At 61.6% G+C, this 17,147-nt stretch carries 15 protein-coding genes and 1 tRNA gene; 6 read left to right on the plus strand and 10 right to left on the minus strand.

Features of this window, described 5'->3' with window-relative positions:
• Positions 1 to 169 precede the first annotated feature (169 nt).
• The 5 genes from lon to DCY11_RS00125 all read right to left on the minus strand — a co-directional run bounded on the left by lon (position 170) and on the right by DCY11_RS00125 (position 6,846).
• Positions 170 to 2,599 (minus strand): endopeptidase La, encoded by a 2,430-nt coding sequence (gene lon / locus DCY11_RS00105; RefSeq protein ID WP_108680447.1) that lies wholly within the window; start codon positions 2,597 to 2,599, stop codon positions 170 to 172.
• A gap of 287 nt (positions 2,600 to 2,886) precedes the next feature.
• Positions 2,887 to 4,152: an ATP-dependent Clp protease ATP-binding subunit ClpX gene (gene clpX, locus DCY11_RS00110; protein WP_108680449.1), complete on the minus strand. Its 1,266-nt coding sequence runs from the start codon at positions 4,150 to 4,152 to the stop codon at positions 2,887 to 2,889.
• 320 nt (positions 4,153 to 4,472) lie between these two features.
• Positions 4,473 to 5,123, minus strand: coding sequence for an ATP-dependent Clp endopeptidase proteolytic subunit ClpP (gene clpP / locus DCY11_RS00115; RefSeq protein ID WP_069444694.1), 651 nt, complete (start codon positions 5,121 to 5,123; stop codon positions 4,473 to 4,475).
• A 149-nt stretch (positions 5,124 to 5,272) separates the two neighbouring features.
• Positions 5,273 to 6,673, minus strand: coding sequence for a trigger factor (tig, locus tag DCY11_RS00120; RefSeq protein ID WP_108680451.1), 1,401 nt, complete (start codon positions 6,671 to 6,673; stop codon positions 5,273 to 5,275).
• 88 nt (positions 6,674 to 6,761) lie between these two features.
• Positions 6,762 to 6,846 (minus strand) — tRNA-Leu (locus DCY11_RS00125).
• A 274-nt stretch (positions 6,847 to 7,120) separates the two neighbouring features.
• Between DCY11_RS00125 and DCY11_RS00130 the strand changes: the two genes are divergently transcribed.
• From DCY11_RS00130 to DCY11_RS00145, 4 genes are read left to right on the plus strand one after another with little or no spacing between them, the layout of a single operon-like run.
• Positions 7,121 to 8,155, plus strand: coding sequence for a cysteine synthase A (locus DCY11_RS00130; RefSeq protein ID WP_108680453.1), 1,035 nt, complete (start codon positions 7,121 to 7,123; stop codon positions 8,153 to 8,155).
• Between the two features lie 24 nt (positions 8,156 to 8,179).
• Positions 8,180 to 9,028 carry a 3-mercaptopyruvate sulfurtransferase gene (sseA, locus tag DCY11_RS00135; RefSeq protein WP_108680455.1) on the plus strand — a complete coding sequence of 283 codons (849 nt, stop codon included), beginning with the start codon at positions 8,180 to 8,182 and terminating at the stop codon, positions 9,026 to 9,028.
• 38 nt (positions 9,029 to 9,066) lie between these two features.
• The gene (gene metC, locus DCY11_RS00140; protein WP_108680457.1) at positions 9,067 to 10,239 is read left to right on the plus strand and encodes a cystathionine beta-lyase; all 1,173 of its coding nucleotides are present in this window, start codon (positions 9,067 to 9,069) and stop codon (positions 10,237 to 10,239) included.
• A gap of 32 nt (positions 10,240 to 10,271) precedes the next feature.
• The gene (locus DCY11_RS00145; RefSeq protein WP_108680459.1) at positions 10,272 to 11,063 is read left to right on the plus strand and encodes an SDR family NAD(P)-dependent oxidoreductase; all 792 of its coding nucleotides are present in this window, start codon (positions 10,272 to 10,274) and stop codon (positions 11,061 to 11,063) included.
• On the opposite strand, the gene DCY11_RS00150 is transcribed toward DCY11_RS00145, so the two are convergent.
• The 5 genes from DCY11_RS00150 to DCY11_RS00170 all read right to left on the minus strand — a co-directional run bounded on the left by DCY11_RS00150 (position 11,060) and on the right by DCY11_RS00170 (position 16,036).
• Positions 11,060 to 12,169 carry a sodium:calcium antiporter gene (locus tag DCY11_RS00150; protein WP_108680461.1) on the minus strand — a complete coding sequence of 370 codons (1,110 nt, stop codon included), beginning with the start codon at positions 12,167 to 12,169 and terminating at the stop codon, positions 11,060 to 11,062. The genes DCY11_RS00145 and DCY11_RS00150 overlap by 4 nt on opposite strands.
• A 69-nt stretch (positions 12,170 to 12,238) precedes the next feature.
• Positions 12,239 to 13,165, minus strand: a complete 927-nt coding sequence (locus tag DCY11_RS00155; RefSeq protein WP_159079693.1) for an SMP-30/gluconolactonase/LRE family protein — start codon at positions 13,163 to 13,165, stop codon at positions 12,239 to 12,241.
• A gap of 177 nt (positions 13,166 to 13,342) precedes the next feature.
• Complete coding sequence (locus DCY11_RS00160; RefSeq protein WP_108680466.1) at positions 13,343 to 13,726, minus strand: Rid family hydrolase; 384 nt, start codon at positions 13,724 to 13,726, stop codon at positions 13,343 to 13,345.
• Between the two features lie 52 nt (positions 13,727 to 13,778).
• Entirely contained in the window at positions 13,779 to 14,192 is a 414-nt protein-coding gene (locus DCY11_RS00165; protein ID WP_159079694.1) for a universal stress protein, read from the minus strand.
• Between the two features lie 95 nt (positions 14,193 to 14,287).
• Positions 14,288 to 16,036, minus strand: coding sequence for an APC family permease (locus DCY11_RS00170; RefSeq protein ID WP_108683593.1), 1,749 nt, complete (start codon positions 16,034 to 16,036; stop codon positions 14,288 to 14,290).
• Positions 16,037 to 16,245: 209 nt separating this feature from the next.
• On the opposite strand from DCY11_RS00170, the gene DCY11_RS15355 reads away from it, so the two are divergent.
• Both DCY11_RS15355 and DCY11_RS00175 read left to right on the plus strand, forming a co-directional pair.
• Positions 16,246 to 16,410, plus strand: a complete 165-nt coding sequence (locus tag DCY11_RS15355; protein ID WP_159079695.1) for a hypothetical protein — start codon at positions 16,246 to 16,248, stop codon at positions 16,408 to 16,410.
• 37 nt (positions 16,411 to 16,447) lie between these two features.
• Positions 16,448 to 17,008 carry a helix-turn-helix domain-containing protein gene (locus tag DCY11_RS00175; protein WP_245409400.1) on the plus strand — a complete coding sequence of 187 codons (561 nt, stop codon included), beginning with the start codon at positions 16,448 to 16,450 and terminating at the stop codon, positions 17,006 to 17,008.
• The last annotated feature ends 139 nt before the right edge of the window (positions 17,009 to 17,147 follow it).

Here is a 17,147-nt window from a genome sequence, read left to right on the forward strand (position 1 = left end):
GTTATGAACCCTTGGGCCCTCTAGGGGTACGCATCGATTCACAAACAAGTCGTGTATGAGTCGCGCAAAAAGCGCAGAAAATCAACATTCTTAGCCGAATCGGTGCATAACGCGCGACCAGACGAATGGGGCGTTTTAACGGCGCTGCGGCTGAAGCGCTGTTTGGCGGTCAGTGAGCGGTGACGCCGGTGCCGGTGTCGTCCTTGTTGGGAACGACCTGCGAGGCACCCTCGCCTTCCTCTTCCCAGACGATGGGTTGAGGTGTTCGGGTGAAGGCGATCTTCAAAACCTCGTCGACACGCGAGACCGGCATAATCTCAAGTTGATTCTTAAGCTTATCCGGTATCTCCGCGAGATCCTTGACGTTTTCCTCAGGGATAATCACCGTCTTGATGCCGGCGCGTAACGCCGCGAGCATCTTCTCCTTGAGGCCGCCAATGGGTAGGACCCGGCCGCGCAGGGTGATTTCGCCGGTCATCGCCACGTCGCGCCGAACCGGAATCCCGGTCATCAGCGAGATGATCGCGGTGGCCATGGCCACGCCCGCGGACGGCCCGTCCTTGGGGGTTGCGCCCTCCGGAACGTGCACGTGGATATCCCGGCGTTCGAACAGCGGCGGCTCAATTCCGAAGTCGACGGCCCGGGAGCGCACATAAGCGTTCGCGGCCTGAATCGATTCTTTCATGACATCGCGCAAATTGCCGGTGACCGTCATCTTGCCCTTGCCGGGCATCATGACGCCTTCGACCGTGAGAATCTCGCCGCCGACCTCGGTCCAGGCGAGCCCCGTCACAACACCGACCTGGTCTTCCAGCTCGGCCTCGCCGTAGCGGTATTTCGGCACGCCGAGGTAGTCGGCGAGGTTGTCCATCGTGACCGTCACCTTGGTGTGGTCCGTGGTCAGGAGCTCCTTCACCGCCTTACGGGACAGCTTGGCAAGCTCGCGTTCCAGGCTCCGGACGCCCGCTTCGCGCGTGTAGCGGCGAATGAGTTCCTGCAAGGCGTCGTCGTCGAGCGCGAACTCCTCGGTCTCGAGACCGTGGTTCTTGATCTGCTCGGGGATGAGGTGGCGCCGTGCGATCTCGACCTTCTCGTCCTCGGTGTAACCGGCGATGCGGATGATCTCCATCCGGTCCATCAGGGCCGGCGGGATGTTCAGCGTGTTCGCGGTGGTGACGAACATGACGTTCGACAGATCGTAGTCCACTTCCAGATAGTGGTCGTTGAACGTGTTGTTCTGCTCGGGGTCCAGCACTTCGAGCAAGGCCGACGCCGGGTCGCCGCGGAAATCGGCACCCATCTTGTCGATCTCGTCCAAGAGGAACAGCGGATTGACCTTCTTGGCCTTCCGCATGGACTGGATGACCTTACCGGGCATCGAGCCGATATAGGTCCGGCGGTGGCCGCGGATCTCGGCCTCGTCCCGCACGCCGCCTAGGCTCATGCGCACGAACTCACGGCCCGTCGACTTGGCGATGGACTTGCCGAGCGAGGTCTTGCCGACGCCGGGCGGGCCGACGAGGCACAGGATCGGGCCCTTGAGCATGTTGGTCCGGTTCTGAACGGCCAGATATTCGACAATGCGGTCCTTGACCTTCTCGAGACCGTAGTGGTCGTGGTCCAGAACCTTCTGCGCATCGTCCAGGTCGCGCTTGACCTTGCCCTTCGAGCCCCACGGGATCGACAGCAGCCAGTCCAGATAGTTGCGGACAACCGTGGCCTCGGCGGACATCGGGCTCATCTGGCGCAGCTTCTTGAGCTCGCCCATGGCCTTCTCGCGGGCTTCGCGGGTCAGCTTGGTCTTCTCGATCTTCTGCTCGAGCTCGGCCAGATCGTCCCGGCCCTCTTCGCTGTCGCCGAGCTCCTTCTGGATCGCCTTCATCTGTTCGTTCAGGTAGTACTCGCGCTGCGTCTTCTCCATCTGACGCTTCACGCGGCTCCTGATCTTGCGCTCGACCTGGAGGACGGAAATCTCGCTTTCCATCAGCGTGAACACACGCTCCAGCCGCTCGGAGACGGAGGTGATCTCGAGGATCTGCTGCTTCTCGCCGATCTTGATGGCGAGATGCGAAGCGATCGTGTCGGAGAGCTTCGAGTAGTCCTCGATGTGGCTTGTCGTGCCGAGCACTTCGGGCGAGATCTTTTTGTTGAGCTTCACATAGCTTTCGAACTGAGACACGACCGAGCGTGCGAGCGCTTCGATCTCGTTATCTTCGCCGGTCTGCTCCTCGACGGGTTCGATCTCAGCTTCGAAATAGTTCTCGTTGTCGGTGTAGTTCTTGATGATGGCGCGGCGCGACCCTTCGACCAGCACCTTCACGGTACCGTCGGGCAGCTTCAGGAGCTGCAGCACGGAGGCCAGCGTGCCCATCTCGTAGATGCCTTCCGCCGTCGGCTCGTCGTCGGAAGCATTCTTTTGGGCGACCAGCAGGATCTGCTTGTCGGTCCGCATCACTTCTTCGAGCGCGGCGATGGATTTCTCGCGGCCGACGAAGAGCGGCACGATCATGTAGGGAAAGACCACAATGTCGCGAAGTGGGAGCACCGGGTAAAGTTCCGGGCCGCCTTCCATGCTTACGGACGGGGTTGTTTCAGTCATATTTTTTCCGTCGCCTTCCTTTTATGGCCGGCCAGCTTCGTCTCTGGCCAAAAGTCGCTTCGCGAAACCGGTCTCAGCCCCCCAATTCCGTTCAATTCGCCGTCCAGATTATATGCTCCTGGCCTACGCCAGGGGGCAGTGCGTCACTTTGGCTCGCCCACCCCGGAAAGTGGCTTTCGACGGGCGCGCCGTCAAGGGCCCGCACGGGCACCAAGACCGCATGCGGTCTGCCACAATCAGAGTGGGATTCGCAGAGCCCTTCAAGCCGACAATCATGTGGAAAAAGATCAGGCGCTGGTTCCGACCTCGTCCTGCCGCTCGAAATAGATCCGCAGCGGCCGGGCCTTGCCGTCAACAACTTCGGCGCTGATCACGACTTCCTCTACCCCGCGCATGCTGGGCAGCTCGAACATGGTGTCGAGAAGAATGCCTTCCATGATCGACCGGAGTCCGCGCGCGCCCGTCTTCCGTTCGATGGCCTTCTTGGCAATCGCCAGCAAGGCCTCGTCGGCAAACGAAAGCTGCACGTCTTCCATCTCGAACAGGCGCTGATACTGGCGCACGAGCGCGTTCTTCGGCTCCGTCAGGATCCGGATCAAAGCGTTCTCATCGAGATCGTCGAGCGTGGCGATCACGGGCACACGGCCGATGAACTCCGGAATGAGTCCGAACCGCAGCAGATCTTCCGGCTCGATGCCGCGCAGGATGTCTCCGGTACGCCGCTCGTCGACCATCTCGACCTTGGCGCCGAAACCGATCGACGTGGACCGGCCGCGCGCGGAAATGATCTTCTCGAGACCCGCAAACGCACCGCCGCACACGAACAGGATGTTCGTCGTGTCGACCTGCAGGAATTCCTGCTGCGGATGCTTGCGGCCGCCCTGCGGCGGGACGGATGCGACCGTGCCTTCCATGATCTTCAGAAGGGCCTGCTGCACGCCCTCGCCCGACACGTCGCGCGTGATCGACGGGTTGTCGGACTTGCGGCTGATCTTGTCGACCTCGTCGATATAGACGATGCCGCGCTGGGCGCGTTCGACGTTGTAGTCGGCCGCCTGCAGCAGCTTCAAAATGATGTTCTCGACATCCTCGCCGACATAGCCCGCTTCGGTGAGCGTGGTCGCGTCCGCCATGGTGAACGGCACGTCGAGAATGCGAGCGAGCGTCTGCGCCAGCAGGGTCTTGCCGCAGCCGGTCGGGCCGATCAGAAGGATGTTCGACTTTGCCAGTTCAACGTCGGAGTTCTTTCCGGAGTGGTTCAACCGCTTGTAGTGGTTGTGGACCGCAACGGAAAGCACGCGCTTCGCGTAATCCTGACCGATGACGTAATCATCGAGGACCTGACAGATTTCCTGGGGCGTCGGAACGCCATCGCGAGACTTCACGAGGGAGCTCTTGTTCTCCTCGCGAATAATGTCCATGCAAAGCTCGACGCATTCATCGCAGATGAACACGGTCGGCCCCGCGATTAGCTTGCGGACCTCGTGCTGGCTCTTACCGCAGAAAGAGCAGTAGAGGGTATTTTTGGAATCCGTTCCGCTCACCTTGCTCATTCCTTAAATATCCAATTGTTCTTCGTTGCTGTTGCGTGCGTGCGGCGCTCCGAACGCACCGACATAGCCCTTACCTGCCCCTGCAAAGCCTCGACGACCTTCGAAACAAGACGTCGAAGTTACACAATCTGACCATGTTGAGGTGGCACTGATCAAGGATTGATTAATCCCGCAAATCGTCGCTCTGGCATCCGGTCTAGACACGCTGTTCGCGTGCCTAGAATCGCCATGGTGCCACGAAGTATACCGCACAGCCAAGGCCTAGGGCCGGAAACCGGCTCCTTGGCCACAGAAGGCTTCAGGCCCGAACCGGGCCGAAACTAGGATGCCGGTGCCGGTTCTTCGTCAGATGGTGCGTCGCCTTGACGCTTGCTGACCACCTCGTCGATCAGCCCGAACTTCTTGGCCTCTTCGGCCGTGAAGAAGAAATCGCGATCGAGCGTCTGTTCGACAGTGGCGTAGTCCTGCCCGGTGTGCTGGACGTAGATCTCGTTCAAGCGGCGCTTGAGCTTGATGATGTCCTCGGCATGGCGCTCGATGTCGGACGCCTGACCCTGGAAGCCACCGGAGGGCTGATGCAGCATGACGCGTGCGTTCGGCACGGCATAACGCATGCCCTTTTCGCCGGCGCAGAGCAGCAGCGACCCCATGGACGCGGCCTGGCCGATGCATAGCGTCGAAACCGGCGGGCGGATGAACTGCATCGTGTCGTAGATCGCCATTCCCGACGTCACCACCCCGCCCGGCGAGTTGATGTACATCGAGATCTCCTTCTTGGGGTTCTCGGCCTCCAAGAAGAGAAGCTGCGCGGTGATGAGCGAGGCCATGTGGTCCTCGATCACGCCCGTGACGAAGATGATCCGCTCTTTGAGCAGGCGCGAGTAGATGTCGTACGCGCGCTCGCCGCGATTGGTCTGCTCGACCACCATGGGAACGAGCGTGCTCATATATGTATCGACCGGATTTTGCATGAATGTCCTGTTTGTCGGGGGCTATCGGACGAACCTGGTGCCGGTCCCTGATTCGTCCTTCTAGAGAGTTCCATAAATATGTGCTCGGAGGCCGAAACGGAAGAGGCCGGGCACCTCTTCGTTAAGGCCGGTGTTCGCTACCCCGAGCGTTAGTGGTCGTGATCATGGTCATGGTCGTGATCATGCTCGTGGTCATGATCATGGCCTTGGCCGTCGTCCAGGTCTTTGTAGAGCTCCTCGAGGCTCACGTTCTTGTCGGTCACCTTCGCCAGCTCGAGGATGTAGTCCACAACCTTGTCTTCGAAGATCGGGGCCCGGAGCTCCGCCAGAGCCTCCGGCGTGTTGCGATAGAAGTCGTAGACCTGCCGCTCCTGTCCGGGGAACTGACGGATGCGCTCGATGAGAGCCTTGTTCACCTCGTCGTCCGAGACCGTGATCTCGTTGCGCGATCCGATCTCCGACAGCAGCAGACCGAGCCGGACGCGCCGCGCGGCGATGTCCTGATACTCTTCCTTGGCCTTCTCCTCGGTCGTGCCCTCGTCCTCGAAAGTCTTCTTCGAATGCTCCTGATCGTGGAGCACCTGATCCCAGATGGCCTTGAACTCGTTCTCGACGAGGGTGGGCGGCAGCTCGAAGCTGTGCCCCTCGTTGAGCGCGTCCAGCAGTGCCCGCTTCACCTTGAGGCGGGAGGCCATGTTGCGGTCAAACTCCAAGCGCCCCTTCACGGTCTCGCGCATTTGAGCGACGGACTCCGCGCCTAGGCTCTTGGCGAACTCATCGTCGAGGGTCGGCGCCTGCGGCGCGGCCACTTCCTTGACCGTCACTTCGAACTGCACGGTCTTTCCCGCTAGCTTGGGCTCGCCATAGGCTTCCGGGAATGTCGCCTCGATGACCTTCTCCTCGCCGGTCGAAACGCCTTCCAAGCCTTCCTCGAAGCCAGGGATGAAACCGCCGGCGCCAAGCGTGATCGGGGCGTCATTGGCGGTGCCGCCTTCGAACGCCTCGCCGTCGAGCTTGCCGACGAAGTCGATCGTGACGCGATCGCCCTTCTCGGACGGGCCGTCTTTCGGCGTGAAGGTCGGGTTGGTCGCGATGATGCGGTCGATCGCCTCGTCGATCTCCTTGTCGGAGACCGGCGCGGTGGGCCGCTCGAGCGCGATGGTGCCGAGATCCATGATCTCGACCGTCGGCAGGACCTCGAACGTCATCGTGTAGGCCAGGTCGCCCTTGCCGTCGAAGATCTGATTGATCTCCGCCTCGTCCTCGGGGAGCTTGACCTGCGGCTGGAACGCAGGGCGCTCTTCCCGCTCTGTAATCGCCTTCTGGCTCGTCTCCTGGACGGCCTGCTGCACGACCTCCGCCATGACCGAGCGGCCATAGACCTTGCGCAAGTGCTCCTTCGGCACGTGACCGGGGCGGAAGCCCTTGATACGCGCCTTCGACTTCAGTTCCTCGAGGCGCGAGGAGAGTTTCTCTTCGAGTTCGTCGGCTCCGACCACGACTTTCAGTTCGCGGCGCAGGCCCTCTGCATTCGTCTCCGTGACGTTCATACCGTCAATCCACCATTCCTACGGCGCCAAGGCAGCGCCTTCTTCCGTGTCTTGCTGTCCAACGAAGTTGTTGAGTCAACGCGTTGGTTGGTGCGGGCGGAGGGACTTGAACCCCCACGGCCAAAGCCACCAGAACCTAAATCTGGCGTGTCTACCAATTCCACCACGCCCGCTTAAGGAAAACTTGCGGCGGATGAACGCGCGCGAGTCCCATTCGCGGCTTTATATACACAGGGCCCTCCCCGGCTGCTAGGCCCCAAAGTGGCCGTATTCGAACGGGCCCGCCACAGGCCGCGGGGCCGCGCGCGGTCCGTCCATGCTCGCTTGCGGCGATCGCATGGAACGGGATGCCAAGCGGGTCCGGATTCATGGGATTTCCGCGACTTGCGGCACGCTCCGGCGCTCATTAGGTTGCGGAATAGACCGAATTCCCCCAAAGGCTCTTCCGTGACCTACCGCAACGGCATTCTCGAGGCGATCGGCAATACGCCGCTCATCAAGCTCAATCGCGCGTCCGAAGAGACGGGCTGCACCATTCTCGGCAAGGCCGAGTTCATGAACCCGGGCCAGTCGGTCAAGGACCGCGCGGCGCTCTTCATCGTTCGCGACGCCTTGGACTCGGGCAAACTAAAGCCCGGTGGAACGGTGGTCGAAGGGACGGCCGGCAATACGGGTATCGGTCTGACCCTCGTCGGCAATGCCCTCGGGCTCAGGACGGTCATCGTTATCCCTGAGACCCAGTCGGACGAGAAAAAGGACATGCTGCGGCTGGCAGGCGCTCAGCTCATCGAAGTGCCCGCGGTCCCCTACCGGAACGACAACAACTACGTGAAATACTCGGGCCGGCTCGCCGAGGCGCTCGCCAAGACGGAGCCCAACGGGGCGATCTGGGCGAACCAGTTCGACAATGTGGCCAATCGCCAAGGTCATATCGAAACGACGGCTCAAGAGATCTGGCGCGACACGGACAGCAAGGTCGACGGGTTCATCTGCGCGGTCGGCACCGGCGGCACCCTCGCCGGGGTTTCCATGGGCCTGAAGGCGCATAACCCCGACATCACGATAGGGATCGCCGATCCGATGGGTGCGGCCCTCTACAATTACTACAAGCACGGCGAGCTGAAAGCCGAAGGCAGCTCCATCACCGAGGGGATCGGTCAGGGGCGCATCACGGCCAATCTCGAAGGCGCGACGGTCGACAAGGCCTTCCAGATTCCCGACGCGGAAGCGCTCGATGTGGTCTTCGGGCTTCTGAGCGAAGAAGGCCTCTGCCTCGGCGGATCCAGCGGCATCAACGTCGCCGGCGCTATTCGTCTTGCCAAGGAGCTTGGTCCGGGCCACACCATCGTCACGGTGCTCTGCGATTACGGCACAAGGTATCAAAGCAGGCTGTTCAATCCGGACTTCCTGCGGGAAAAGGGACTTCCGGTGCCCTCCTGGCTCGCCGAGCCGGGACCGTCGGCACCGAGCGTATTTGTTTAGACGAGAATTGGAGACCGGAACTTTATGACGCCGAAGACATGGCTGATTGAGACCGACGAGCTTGAGCGGGAATTGGAGGCGCCGGATATCGTCGTCATCGACGCGACCTGGTACCTGCCCGGGGAGGCCAAGAACGCGCGCGAGGACTACCTCGCCGAGCATATTCCCGGCGCGGTGTTTTTCGACATCGACGAGATTGCGGACGACAAGGCGAAGACGGGGCACATGCTGCCGCCGCCCGAGAAGTTTTCATCGCGGATGCGCAAGATGGGCATTGGCGACGGTCAGCGCATCGTCGTTTACGACCGCCAAGGCACATTCAGCGCGCCGCGCGCTTGGTGGATGTTCCGGGTCATGGGCGCTCAGGACGTCAGTGTGCTGAATGGCGGCCTCATGAAGTGGAAGGCCGAGGGCCGGCCGCTCATGATGGGCGAGCCGACGCCGCGGACGCCCCGCCATTTCACCGCCCGCCGCAATCTAGATTTGGTGCGCGACGTCGACGACGTGAAGAAGGCGGTCGAAGACAAGTCGTCCGACATCGTGGACGCCCGTTCAGCGGAACGCTTCGCCGGCACCGCTCCGGAGCCGCGCCTTGGTCTGCGGGCCGGCCACATGCCGGGCGCGGTCAATCTGCCCTACAAGCAGGTGCTGAACGACGATGGAACCTTCAAGTCCGCGGCCGAATTGCAGGAGGTCTTTGCCTCCGCGGGTCTCGACCACCACAAGCCTGTAGTGACGACGTGCGGATCTGGAATCACGGCGTGCGTCCTGGCCTTGGCGCTCGGTGAAGCCGGGTATTTGCGGACGTCGGTCTATGACGGCTCCTGGGCCGAATGGGGCGCCGACGACCGCCTGCCGATCGAGACGGGCTAAGTGGCGTTCGGCTCGCCTCGTCGCGCTAAGAGGTCTTCATGAGCAAGACGAAAAAGCCCGGCAAGCATGCAACGCGGTTGTCGCATGCGGGTCGCGATCCGGCTCGGTTCCACGGATTCGTCAACACGCCGATCTATCGCGGCTCGACGGTTCTGTATCCCACGCTCGATACGCTCCTCGCCGATGATCAGGAATACAGCTACGGCCGGCTGGGCACACCCACCGTGCGTGCGCTGCAAGAGGCCCTTGCTGAACTGGAGGGCGGGCACGCGACGCTCCTGACACCGTCAGGGCTGTCGGCGATCGCGACGGCGATTCAGAGTTTCGTGTCGAGCGGCGACCATATCCTGGTGTCCGATAGCGTCTACCGGCCGACGCGCCGCTTCTGCGATACGGTTCTGAAGCGGCTCGGCGTCACCACGACGTACTACGATCCAGTGATTGGCGGCGGCATCACGGAGCTCCTGACCGAGCGAACGAAACTCGTGTTCGCCGAGTCGCCCGGATCGCAGACCTTCGAAGTGCAGGACATCCCGGCCATTGCCGCGGCGGCTCATGATGCCGGCGCCGAGGTGATCCTGGACAACACCTGGGCGACGCCGCTCTTCTTCCGGCCCTTCGATCACGGTGTCGACGTGGTGGTTCACGCCGCCACGAAGTACATCGTTGGCCACGCCGATGCGATGCTCGGCGTGATCACGACGAGCGAGTCCGCGACCGCACCTGTAGCCAAGACACACGACATACTGGGTCTGTGTCCGGGGCCCGAGGATGTGTATCTGGGCTTGCGCGGTTTGCGGACCATGCAGGTGCGTCTCCAGCGGCATCAGGAGTCGGCTCTTGCGCTGGCCGATTGGCTCGCGCAACGCCCCGAGGTCGCGCAGGTGATCCACCCTGCCCGGCCCGACCACCCCGGTCACGCGCTGTGGAAACGGGATTTCCTCGGGTCGTCCGGTCTCTTCGCCATCGTGCTGCATCCGGCGTCGCACGAAGCCCTGGCTGCGATGCTCGACGAGCTTGAGCTCTTTGGCATGGGCTATTCCTGGGGCGGCTATGAAAGCCTCATCCTCCCCTTCGACCCCACCACCTATCGGACTGCGACCAAGTGGCAGGTGGAAGGCCCGGCTTTGCGTCTCCATGTGGGTCTTGAGGACATCGAGGATCTCAAGGCGGATCTCGAAGCAGGCTTCGCCCGGCTCGCTTCCGCCTGACGGCGCAACAGACACAGACGTTCGAGGCAATCATGGATTTGAATCTCGAGGGCAAGCGCGCGCTCGTGACGGGGTCGACCGCGGGCATCGGCTATGCCATCGCCAAGGGCCTTGCGCAGGAAGGCGCCACGGTGATCGTCAACGGACGCAACGAGGACCGCGTGCGTGAGGCTGCCGAGGCCATTACGAAAGAGACTGGCGGGTCTGCTATCGGCATCGCCGCTGATCTCGGGACCGCGTCCGGCGCGGCCAAGCTCCTCAGCGAGGCCGGCGATGTCGACATCCTCGTCAACAATGTCGGCATCTTCGAGCCGGTTCCCTTCGCGGAGATTTCCGACGAGGCCTGGCAGGAAATCTTCGACGTCAATGTCATGAGCGGCGTCCGACTCAGCCGCGCGCTCGTGCCCGGCATGGTCGAGCGGCAATGGGGCCGGATCATCTTCATCTCCAGCGAGTCCGGCATTCAGATCCCCGCGGAGATGGTGCATTACGGCCTCTCCAAAACGGCGCAGCTTGCGCTCTCGCGCGGCATTGCCGAAAGCGTCGCCGGCACCGGCGTCACATCGAATGCCGTGCTTCCCGGCCCGACGCGCTCCGAGGGCGTGGTGGAGTTCGTCGAGAAGCTGGCCGAGGATCAGCAGGTCGACAAGGAGACGTTCGAACGCGACTTCGTGAAGACTATGCGTCCCTCGTCGCTGATCGGGCGCTTCGCTGAATCCGAAGAGGTCGCCAATCTCGTGGTGTTTCTCTGCGGCGAAGGGGCGTCCGCGGTGACCGGCGCCTCCCTCAGGGTCGACGGCGGCGTCGTGCGGAGCATCGTCTAGCTGAAGTGATAGAATACAGCCAAGGTGATCGCGTAGACCAACAGCACCAGGGCCGAGTCGATCCCCATCCTCAGGAAAGTGCGGCGTGATCGGATGATCAGGCCCGCAAGGTAGATCGACGTGACGAGAATGCCCGAGATAATCGCGAAGGCCGTTCCCTTGTCGATGGCGCCGAGAATCGGCGCGCCGCGATAGACGAGATCGGCCGGCAGCACCATCACCACCATCAGCAGATTGCTGCCGAAGATGTTCGAGATCGCCATGCTGTAGGCGCCGATCCGCACGGCCGAAATCGTGGTGCTCACCTCGGGGAGCGACGTCGCCGTCGCGAGCAGCGTCATGCCGATGAAGCTGGAACCAAGCCCGGTCTGCTCGGCAATGGCGGCGGAGGTGGCGATGAGTGCGAGACCGCACATGAGGATCGCCGCGCCCATCAGCGCGAACCCGACGATCAGTCCGCCGGTGCCCTTCCCTTCGAAGCCGTCTGCACCGTTCTGTTCCTGGGCGATGTGCGGCAGCGCGGCGTCGATGCTCTCGACGGGGATCCAGGATTGAACGCCGTCGTAGTGGCGCAGCATCATCACGATCCCCACATAGGCGAGCCCGAGCAGAACCGTCCCAAGGCCGACGCCGAACGGCAGCGCCAGTTCTCCGACCGAGTGCAGCCCGAGGAGCATCGCCAGAAGCGCGATCAGGAGCGTCGCCTCGAGAGCCGATGTCGGGCCGCTCGGATAAGACGTCAGGGCATAGGAGACGAACAGCAGATCAACCACGGCAAGGATCGCCGTCTGCATGGTGATGCCGCCGAACATATTGCCGAGAACGAGTTGAGCCTCGCCGGCGTAGGCGCCGTACAGCGTCGTCACCAATTCGGGGAGCGACGTGGCGGCCGCGACGAAGATGAGGCCCATGAACGCCTGGCCGATCCGTTTGCGGGCGGCGATGGCGTCGGCATAGATGGCCAGGCGCGTGCCCGCGAGCCAGACGCCGATCGCCGCGGCAATGAAGACCGCGAACGTGAAGGGTATCGGCAGCTGCGCGAGGGCGAGGATCAAGCGGTTGTTCTCGTTGTTGCTTGGATATCCGGGCGGGACCAGCTCACGCACCCCTGTCCCGGCTCATCTGGTCGGTGTTGCGTTCCGATTGCTGTCGTCTGGCTCTTGGGTCCGTGGGGCCTAGTTGGGCTTTGCGCCGCCGAGCTTATAGGCAGCCAAAGTGTTGTCCAACATCATCGGAATGAGAACGAGCTGTTTATCCGCCAAAAAGATCAGATCGGCGCTGCCCTGATTGAGATCGAGCAGCTGATCGGCCTTGGCCGTCTTGCCTTTCACATCGACCTTGTACAGGGCACCATCGGCCCAATCGCTGACGAGGTAGGTCCCGGCCTTGAGCTCGTCGATGCCGTCGAGATTTCCGATGGGCTTTCCGAGCGGCGTGATGGACTTGTCCTCGACGTCGATCGCGAAGAGGCCGGCGATTTCCTGCTTCTGGCCCACGCTCTTGAGCCGTCCCAGCGAGGCGTTGATCAGCTTGCCGTCTTCCAGCAGGAGGCCGTTGGGACCGTTAAGCGTGTCGTCGGTCAGCCAGGGCTCGAATACGCCGTCCTTGAGCCGCCAGATCGTGTTCATCGGCGTGTCCGAGACATAGACGGTACCGTCGTCAGCGACGACCACGTCGTTGAGGAAGATCGCGCCGTCGGCCTTGTACTTCTTCTTGATGCTTCCCGAAGCGGCACCGACCGCCACCAGCGTGTCCACGTCGGCCACGTACAGGGTCCGGTCATGCAGACCCATGCCGGTGGGCGAGTTGAAGCCCTTGGCCCAGTTCCGTTCGAGGATCGTGCCGTCCGGCTTGATACGGGAGATGAAGCCGTTGCCGTCCTTGGCCATGACCGGACCGTTGATGTTGGTCACGAACAATACATCCGTGACAGGATCGTGCAGGACGGACTCGGGCTGCGCGAGGCCTTTGGCTTCCCAGGCAAGGACGGGTGTCTCGGCGGACGCCGTTTCGGCGCACGCCAGCAGCATCACGAGACCAGCAAAAACATTCAGGACCGGCCGGGGCGCCCTCGCCCTTCCGGCGCTCTCGTTGCCGCTCATGACATTCTGTCGCCAGAACATAAGCCGACCGCGCGTTTTCCTGGTTCCCTCGTGAACATCAAGCAAGACTCCCATACCGCCACTGCTAGCAGATCGCCGCAAACACTACGGCAGTGAGAATCTGCAGGCAAATGAACAGGCGGTGAGAAGCCAAGCACCCCGTTTGTCTAGGAATTCTCAGGAGACCTTGGCATAGGCTTCGATCTCGACCCGTTGCCAGGGGCGCAGCATCGACGTCACCTGGATAAGGGTGCTCGCCGGGCGCACCGCATCGAATCGCTCGAGATGGGCTTTGGCGACCCCCTCGGCATCATCGATGTCGCGAAGATACACGACGGTACGGACAACATCCTCCATAGACGCACCCGCCTCCATGAGAGCCTTTTCGATGACATCGAGGACAGCCTTCGCCTGGGTGTAAGCATCGCTGTGTTCGTGCTCGGCGGGGGCGCAGGTCCCCGAGACATGGACATCGTCCGCCAGCCGCACGGCGCGGCTATAGCCGAAAACGGATTCATACGCGCCGCCGGAGGAAACGTTGTGGCGATTGCTCTTACTCATCTGGTTATTGCTTTCTTCTTGGCAGTGACGTCGGGCCCGCGTTGTGCGGGCGCTAGCGTGCGACAGTGACGGTGCAGTGTGCCCGAGCGATGAGATCGTGGGATACGGACCCCAGGACCAGGCGCGTCCCTGCACTCTTCTCGCCGGTACCGACGACGATGTGATCGATGTGATGCTCTTCGGCGTAGTTCAGAATCGCACGTCCAACGTCGCGGCTTGCGACCACGACCGTGGACACGTTGACGGCCCCTGCCTTGCGCGCTGCCTCTTCGGCAGCCTTGAGGATGCTCTCGGCCTTTGCTTCGCCAAGCGCGTGGACCGGCGCCATCCGCGGCTCGAAGAACACCTGATCGACCAGGATCAGAATGATCTGCGTGTCGCCGGCGCGTGACAGTTCGGCAGCTTTCGTGACGGCACGCATGGAATGTTCCGACCCATCGACCGCGCAAAGAATCTTGTTCGTCATTGTCATGACCCTTCTGGATGATCTCGTTTCAGCAATTTCCCTCGAAAGAAAAAGGCCCGCTCACGCCGACTGCCGGCGAGAGCGGGCAGCAGCTCCTAGGAGGGAGGGAGCTGGAAGTAGTAGTTGCCGAAGAGAACGATGAGTGCTCCGGCAATGAGAGCGAGATAGGGCAAGAAGCCGGCCTTCCGCTCACCGAGATCCTGACTCTTGAGATCGAGATCGATCAGCATGTGGTCAGGGAATCGTCCCTTGTCCTGGACGTAGTGCCGGTACAGGAACACGGGGATGATGAGCGCCCCGAACAGCAGGCCGTACCAAAGAGCGTTCGGATTACCCCACACCTTTGCCCCTACACCCATCAGGAAGAGATTGAAGAAGCCCAGACCGGCATTGACGGCGATGAGCCAATTCGGTGCCCGGTAGGGCCGCGGGGCATTGGGGCTGTCGATGCGGTGAATCCAGGTCGACTGCAGGTTCAGGAAGATGAAGAGCATGTAGCCGACATTCGAGATCGACAGGATCAGGTAGTAGGCCGTCGCATCGGAGGCCGCGAATGTCAGAAGACCCAGATTGAAGATGAGATCCGTCCACATCGCACGGGTCGGTGCGCCGTGTTCATTGGTGTGGGACAGATATTTCGGCAACCAGCCGTCAACGCCGCCCTGATAGAGCGTCCGCGACGATCCGGCCATGGCCATCATGATGGCGAGCATGAGTGCCAGGATCATCATCATCTCGAGGAGATGCGTGACGAACTTCGATCCCGAGCCGACCATGTTGCCCATGGCCGCCGCAACGCCGGTGCCCTCCACAATGCCCGGTTCCGTCATGCCTTCGACGCCGAGATAGCCTTGGAAGGTTGCCGCGACGAGCGTGTAGATCACCACGCAAAGGAGACCTGCGTAGACGATGGCCTTCTTCGTATCGGTCGCGGGGTTCTTGAACTCGCGCGTGTAGCAGACCGCCGTCTCGAAGGCGTAGGTCGACCAGCCGGCGATGAACAGCGCCCCCAGGAACAAGGTCCAGCCGCCGATATTCCACTCTCCGTTCGGCGGCGTCAGCGGTGTGTAGTTGGCGTAATCGACGCCTCCGTTCAGGAACGGCACGATGCCCACGATGAGCATGGGGATCACGACCAGAAGCCCGATCCACATTTGCACGCGGGCTGTTCCGAGAATGCCGCGGTGTTGAATCGCAAACGCTGCGAGCATCAGAATCGCGCCGATGAAGAAGGTTGGCCCAATTTCAATTTGGGCCAGGCCCAAGAAGGAGAAGCTCGCGAGCGTCATCGTGCGCAACGCTGGCGTACCCGCCTCCGTGAGGGCTGCAATGGCCGTGGCGGTGGCTTGATCCGCCGACTGACCGGCAATGGCTGCAGCGTTCGCAGCATCGGCCAACCAAGCGGCGACCTGTGGCGATTCCGCTGTAAAGACGGGGATCGGCGCGACCGCGTTTAGAATGTAACCGGCGGCGACGGCACAGCCGAGCGACAGCACCGGCGTCCAGGCGTACCAATTACACCAAACCGATAGCGGCGCGATCAGCTTGCTGTAACGCAGCCAAGCGGCGGCTCCATAGACCGCAGCGCCTCCCGATTTATTCTTAAACAAGCCGGCAATTTCGGCGTAGCTGTAGGACTGAGAAAAGCCGATCAGGACGGAAATAGCCCAAACGAGAAAGGCGAGCTTTCCCGCCGTCGCGCCAATCCCCCCGATCGAAATGAGAACAAGTGCGGGGACCCCGCTTGCAATCCAAAAAGCGCCTTTCCAGTCGATGGCGCGTTGGAGTCCGCCGGTTTCATCGGATTTGGCATCTGCCGCCTCCGCACAGTCAATTGATGACATCTTTGCATTCCTCCCCAGGAACATGACCCTCTACCGGGGCCGATGCGCAAAGACTGCCATAAATTGCACGCCATGCAAAAGAATTGCATTGCAGCAAATGTAGTACTTTTGCACCATATGCAAATGGACGGAAATCGGTCAGACTGCGTGCGCCGTAATCGATGCCTTAGGGCGAAAGCGTGTTAGTCTGCCACCTGTAAGCGTATTGCATGGGTGAGCTCTTCGGATCGGAAGATATGGCCGCAACGAAACGGCGCAAGGCAGCCGTAAAAAAAAACGTCCAAAGCCAAATCGGCAAGAGCGGCAACTGCCACGCCTGCAAAAAAATCTGCGGCCAAAAAACGAGCCACGAGAACGCGCGCGATAACGCGTGACGCTTCTGCCGCGCGAACTGATACAGCGACCGCGCCGTTGGAGACACGCATCGGCGAGGTCATCCGGCAGCAGCGCATGGCGGCGAACATCACACTCGCATCGTTGGGCCAGGGTTGCGGCATCTCCAGCGCAATGTTGAGCCGTATCGAAAACGGCATGGCCTCCGCCAGCCTCGATTCTCTGGAACGGATCTGCTCCGCGCTCGGCATAGGCATGGCCAATCTGTTCCAAGAGGTGGATCAGAAGACCGGCGAGGCACAGCTGCTCAAAACCGACGAGCAGATGGAAGTCGTCAGAGTTGGGACCCAGTACGGCTACCGCTACGCGCTTCTGTCCTACAACCGGGGGCCGCGGAAGACATTCGAGCCGTTTCTCGTGGAGATGAACAAGCAGAGCGAGGCATGGCCGCGTTTCTCGCATCCGGGCACGGAGTTCATCTTCATGCTGGAGGGCAAACTGGAATACCGTTTCGGCGACAAGATCTATCTTCTGGAACCAGGCGACACGCTCACGTTCGCGGGAAACGTTGTGCACGGGCCCGAACGCATGCTGGCCGACTATGTGAAGTTCATCGCCGTCATCGTTTACGACGAATAGCCGGCAGCCGATCCGAACTGACCGCTTCCGTCGAACGACGGCCTCGTTGCCGCAGACTTGCATTGCATGCAAAATATATTCATATGGGTAAATACTGGGGGCGTAGGGATCGGCCCCGCATGTCCAACAGGGTTGCCCG

The organism is Methyloceanibacter sp. wino2 (genome assembly GCF_003071365.1).
Classification (GTDB): domain Bacteria; phylum Pseudomonadota; class Alphaproteobacteria; order Rhizobiales; family Methyloligellaceae; genus Methyloceanibacter.